The sequence below is a fragment of the Oligella sp. HMSC05A10 genome (assembly GCF_001808335.1).
In the GTDB taxonomy this organism is placed as follows: domain Bacteria; phylum Pseudomonadota; class Gammaproteobacteria; order Burkholderiales; family Burkholderiaceae_B; genus Oligella; species Oligella urethralis.
Genome location: NZ_KV792917.1, coordinates 1 through 5,165 on the forward strand (window position 1 = coordinate 1; position 5,165 = coordinate 5,165).

The 5,165-nt window shown below is 37.4% G+C and carries 5 protein-coding genes; all 5 read right to left on the reverse strand.

Annotated elements, in window-relative coordinates; translation table 11 throughout:
* Positions 1-250 precede the first annotated feature (250 nt).
* From HMPREF3144_RS05435 to HMPREF3144_RS05455, 5 genes are read right to left on the reverse strand one after another with little or no spacing between them, the layout of a single operon-like run.
* A complete protein-coding gene (locus HMPREF3144_RS05435) occupies positions 251-1,060 on the reverse strand; it encodes a class I SAM-dependent methyltransferase (RefSeq protein ID WP_070476862.1) in 810 nt (269 codons plus the stop codon).
* A 30-nt stretch (positions 1,061-1,090) separates the two neighbouring features.
* Positions 1,091-1,888 (reverse strand): ABC transporter ATP-binding protein, encoded by a 798-nt coding sequence (locus HMPREF3144_RS05440; RefSeq protein ID WP_070476863.1) that lies wholly within the window; start codon positions 1,886-1,888, stop codon positions 1,091-1,093.
* Positions 1,889-1,895: 7 nt separating this feature from the next.
* A complete protein-coding gene (locus HMPREF3144_RS05445) occupies positions 1,896-2,933 on the reverse strand; it encodes a FecCD family ABC transporter permease (protein WP_083290397.1) in 1,038 nt (345 codons plus the stop codon).
* Positions 2,927-3,946 carry a FecCD family ABC transporter permease gene (locus tag HMPREF3144_RS05450; RefSeq protein ID WP_070476871.1) on the reverse strand — a complete coding sequence of 340 codons (1,020 nt, stop codon included), beginning with the start codon at positions 3,944-3,946 and terminating at the stop codon, positions 2,927-2,929. The genes HMPREF3144_RS05445 and HMPREF3144_RS05450 overlap by 7 nt, the downstream gene beginning before the upstream one ends.
* A gap of 17 nt (positions 3,947-3,963) precedes the next feature.
* A complete protein-coding gene (locus tag HMPREF3144_RS05455) occupies positions 3,964-4,950 on the reverse strand; it encodes an ABC transporter substrate-binding protein (RefSeq protein ID WP_070476873.1) in 987 nt (328 codons plus the stop codon).
* Positions 4,951-5,165 lie beyond the last annotated feature (215 nt).

Consider the following 5,165-nt stretch of genomic DNA (forward strand, 5'->3'; position numbering starts at 1 on the left):
CAATCCGGGACTCTACCAACTGAGCTACGGTCACCACAGTAAAGAAATAAAATTATATCGATGACTACTTCTTTAATCAAGTTTTTTGTTGTTTTTTTACAAAAATATTCGTTAAGTATAATAAAAATCAATTTGATTAGTATCTCAACTATTATTTTGCAAACAGTCAAAATCTCAACATAATTTTGACTGTTGTACTTAGAAAAATGAAGATTGCTGTTACATGTGAATAGTATTTGCTGTAATTACGTTATGCATTAATTTTTGGTAAACGACCAAAAATAACATAATTATCCAAGTATTGCCAAATTGTGCCTACTTCATTAAATCCAGCATGTCGTAAGGCGGCTATATGAAAATCTACGGAGCAATCTTCTCCACTGGTTTGGCGTTTGGTTTTTTTTGATGTATAAAATGCGTCACGACGCTCTTTAAGGGATGCTAATTGTGTAATTTGGCTAGCTCTCATCCACCAAGTATCCCAATCATCTTCACCGTTTGTTACGGCTTCTTGTTCAATTTGTTTTCGTATGGATAGTGACAATGAATTTAGCGTTGGCCAACGACTATCAAAACGCATATGATCGCCATTCATAAAAATACCTCCGGGCATGAGTAGTTCGCCAACCACTCCATAGAATTCGGCTAGAGCACCAGGGGAGAGCCAATGCAAGGCAGTGGTAGAAACAAGCGCAGATGGTTTGCCAACCTTTAATGTATTTGCTGCTTCTATTACTTTGTCACGCCAGATTTCATTAGATAAGTCAGCTTCTATAATAATAGCTCTATCTGCATAGGGAGCTAATGATACTTTTGCCATTTCAAGTAACATCACATCAGCATCAATAGCAATGACTTTAGCCTCAGGAAATCGCTCTAATAATCGACAACTAAGTGAACCAGGTCCGCAAGCGGCATCAATGACGGTAAAATTATTTCCCAAAGTAGTGCCTAATATATCAAACATTATATTAAAACGTTCTTCTCTTTGTTTAATATAACCTTCTTGTTGACGATCCCAGCGAGCAAGTAGCTGAAGAATTTCATTATTAGATGGCATAAATTTTCCTTTAACTGTATAAAAATAAATTTAACTATTGCGCTGATTCCATCGCGCTAGTTTAACATCAAAATAGGGTGGAGCATTTTGCGCAATTTGTACAAATTGTCCTCTGACATTAAAAACTTTCTCTAAGAGACCTGATTCTGATAGTTTTTGAGGTGATCCTGTAAATACTAGATTTCCATGATGAAGTAATGATATTCGGTCACAAATAGCCATAGCATGGTTAAGATCATGAATTGTAATGATAATTCCTACGCCTTTTTCTCGGCTTAATCGATAAGCAAGATCAAGAACTTCGATCTGATAGCCAATATCCAAAAATGAAGTAGGCTCATCTAACAACAGTATTTTAGCTTCTTGTGCCAATGCAGCAGAAATCCATACTCTCTGGCGTTCACCGCCTGATAATTCACACAGATTTTTATTTGCAAAGTTAGCTAGACTAGTACTTTCTAATGCCCATGCAATGGTCTCTTCATCTTTGAGGCTGTAGCGTCGAAATAGCCCTACATGAGCAAAACGCCCTTGTCTAACCAATTGCTGTACGGTCATTTCATCTGGTGCTATCGGTTGCTGAGGTAAAAAGGCAAGGTGGCGAGCTATTTCCCGACGCGACATGCTTTTTATCGTTTTTTCATTTAGTATCACACTTCCTTCAGTAGGTAAAAGCAATCCTGCCATAGCTTGTAAAGCAGTACTTTTACCAGAACCGTTTGGACCGATAAGCACATGTATTTCTCCGGGATTTAGCTCAAAATCAAATTGATTAAGTGCCTTGTGTAAACCATAGGAGACTGATAATTGTTTGCAAGAAAGTAACATGGTATCCTCAAATCGTACGGCGTAATAATGTAATTAATAAAGGTACACCGCACAGTGCTGTGACAACCCCGATAGGAATTTCAAAATCCTGCCCGACCATACGTCCGATTAAATCACTAAAGGTGACAATAATAATTCCCGATACAATACTTAGTGGCAAAACTAAAGATAAATGACGACCAGCAATAAAACGTGCTAAATGAGGCGCAATTAGACCTACAAAAATGATTGGTCCTACTACACCTACGGCACTAGCAGCAAGACTACAAGCGAGTATTAATGCAAATGAAAAATGCCGTTTATAGGATAAACCAAAAGATTGTGCTACTGTTGTTTCAAAGTGTAGTAGATTTAGTGGGCGAGACAATAGAGGTAAACTAAGTAACCCAAATACTGTAAAAGGTAATAAAAATAAAACATGTTGCCAACTACGAGCATAAAGTGATCCCGATAGCCATTCGAGTACAACCTCAATCCGATGAGATCCCCAGCCAACCATCAATCCTAGCGCTATAGCATGAAGAATTGCTCCTATCGCAATACCACAAAGAGTAATTCGTAGAGGTCCCAATTCGCGTTGCAAAGCAAAAAAATAAATAATTACACCGGCTATTAGACCACCAATCATCCCTATTCCTGGTAGCCAAGCAATAGGCATTACCGGTTGAGATTCACTTACATTACCAGTGTAAACAGTAAATAATAGAAAAATAGTAATAGCTAGCGTAGCTCCTTGTGATATTCCCATAATTGATGGGTCAGCTAATAGATTTCTAGTGATAGTTTGTAAAATAAAACCTGCTATGGACAAATGCACACCTGCTAGCATACCTGTAATAATTCGTGGTAATCGAATATCCATAATAATTGACTGAGCAGTGCTAGAGCCTTGACCTGTAAAAGTCGCTAATATATCGCTTATGGGGATATCTACAACACCCAAAAATATCGCCAAAAAAATTGAAACAAGTGCTAAAACGGCCCAACCAACAATCAGTTTCCAAGATGTATATTGAGGTATGATATGTTCTTTAGTGCTTAGCATAGACTTAATTTCTTTGATCCTTTATTCAAAGAAAAGTTTGGCTTTTGTATCAAATAAATAAATACTGGCCCACCAATTAATGCCATGATGATACTGATAGGTAATTCTTGGGGGGCAGCAATAGAGCGTGCAATAATATCTGCTATTGTTGCTATTAAACCGCCCAAACTGGCTGCTAATATCACACTCCAACAGGGATTATCAGGTTGCAATAAGCGGACAATATGCGGTGTTGCTAGTCCAACAAAAGCAACTGGACCTGCAACTGGGACAACACCTGCAACTAAAATAACGGCTAAAACTAGAAAAATAGACTTCCAGAGATTGAGACGTAGTCCCATACTGCTAGCTGCCTCATCACTCAATACCATTAAGCTAAAAATACGTCGAGTCAACAATGCCCCACCAATGCCAATAGTCACCCAAGGTAACATGTAGGCTAGTTGTAACCAAGTTCGCCCTTGAAAACCTCCCGTTAACCAAAATAATAATGAAGAAGCTTGTGGACCAATTGAGATGAGTAAATAGGTAGTTATCGCATTGAAAAATAATGAGATACTAATGCCTGCTAATGCTAAATGTAAAGGACGCTTTAAATTACCACGAGTAATCCAAAAGACCATCAATGCGGCAGTAAGTCCTCCTAGAAGACCAATGAAAGAGTAAGAGCCAGATGATATTTTTGGAAAAAAGATATAGCAGGATACAATCGCTGCGACGGCTCCAGAAGTTACGCCAGTCAATCCTGGTCCTGCTAATGGGTTGCGAGTCAATGTTTGCAATAAATACCCAGAGACTGCTAGACTGGCTCCTCCCATAAAAGCACAAATGCTCCGAGGCAAACGTAGCGTCCAAACAAAAATAGAATCAATTTTATTATCAGGAGAGAAAAGAGCGTTAATCATAGTATCCCATGTGAGTGGCCGTGCTCCAATCATTAACCCAATAAATATGACAGCAACGGCCGTACAGATAGAAGCTATTCCTATCACCATTGATCGTGATGTACGCATATTGATTGGAACAAAAGTTATTTATGAAGTTCTACAGGAATCATTTTTAGAGCTTCTGCTTTTACATCAATTTTAGGGAATATCTCTGGATAAAGATAATGGGCAGACTCTTTTAGCAATATTTCACGCGCAATTGGACCATTAGCTTCAGACCATTCATCCCCGGCATAAATTACACGCCCATTTTTTACTGCTGATAGTTGTTTCCAAATAGGATTATCCTCATGTGTTCGAACAGTATTACCCTTGTCATCTACTAGCCATTCTAATACTATGATAATGTCTGGATTCTTTTCTAATAAAGTCTCTAAACTGATATTTGAGGTGAAGCGGCCGTTAACTGGCATAGACCCCATAATATTCTTACCACCAAGAGCTGTCATAATAGATGCTGCTGTTTGTTCATCGTGAAAAGCCGAGTATGACCCAGCCCACATAATAACAAAGCTAGGATGTTTATCTTTGGGGACTTTTGTTAGGTAGTTAGCTAAATGCTGTTTAAATTCTTCATTAAGTTGTTTACCACGTTCTGGATAACCCATAATCTTGGCAACTTCAGCTACTTCTTTGTAGCTACCGTTTAGGAGTTCCATATTGTATGCAACATAAGGAGCAATCTTCTGTAATTGTTCTGCATATGCAGCGGTATAACGTTTTATCGCAATAATAGTATCTGGTTTTGTTTCGGAGAGAAGTTCTAAATTTGGTCTGGCACGTTGACCTATTTTTTTTATATTTTTAGTTAATCCTCCTAAAAAGTCAGGATCACGACCCGGAATCATATAGGTAGTAGCAACAGGTTTGATACCTAATGCTAAACCAACATCAACAGCTAAATACGAAATTGCTGCAATACGTTGTGGTTTAGCAGGGACTTCAACAGTAACATTGCGATCATCTGTAATTGATAGCGTGTTATTATTTTGCGACGCAACTGATGTAGAGACAAATATATTGGCTAAAGCAAAAATTAACAAAAACCTTTTGGAGTGAAGAAATTTCATATTAATAAGCCTTTTATAAATAATAAAGCAAATGATTATCATTTTTAATAATAATTATAAATGATAATAATTATTATTTCAAGATATTATTAAGATGGCTATTTAATTTAATAAGCAGCTAATATTCTTTTATAGGAAGCTAAGTTAATTGTTTATTATGAGGTTACTTTAGTGGAAAGGGTGTAGTCCCCCCATTTTTAGTAGCAATTTTAGGT

Excerpts from the sequence above, each read along its gene's own strand:
- HMPREF3144_RS05440 (WP_070476863.1), bottom strand. The coding sequence starts at position 1,888 with ATGTTACTTTCTTGCAAACAATTATCAGTCTCCTATGGTTTACACAAG.
- HMPREF3144_RS05435 (WP_070476862.1), bottom strand. The coding sequence starts at position 1,060 with ATGCCATCTAATAATGAAATTCTTCAGCTACTTGCTCGCTGGGATCGT.
- HMPREF3144_RS05445 (WP_083290397.1), bottom strand. The coding sequence starts at position 2,933 with ATGCTAAGCACTAAAGAACATATCATACCTCAATATACATCTTGGAAA.
- HMPREF3144_RS05450 (WP_070476871.1), bottom strand. The coding sequence starts at position 3,946 with ATGCGTACATCACGATCAATGGTGATAGGAATAGCTTCTATCTGTACG.
- HMPREF3144_RS05455 (WP_070476873.1), bottom strand. The coding sequence starts at position 4,950 with ATGAAATTTCTTCACTCCAAAAGGTTTTTGTTAATTTTTGCTTTAGCC.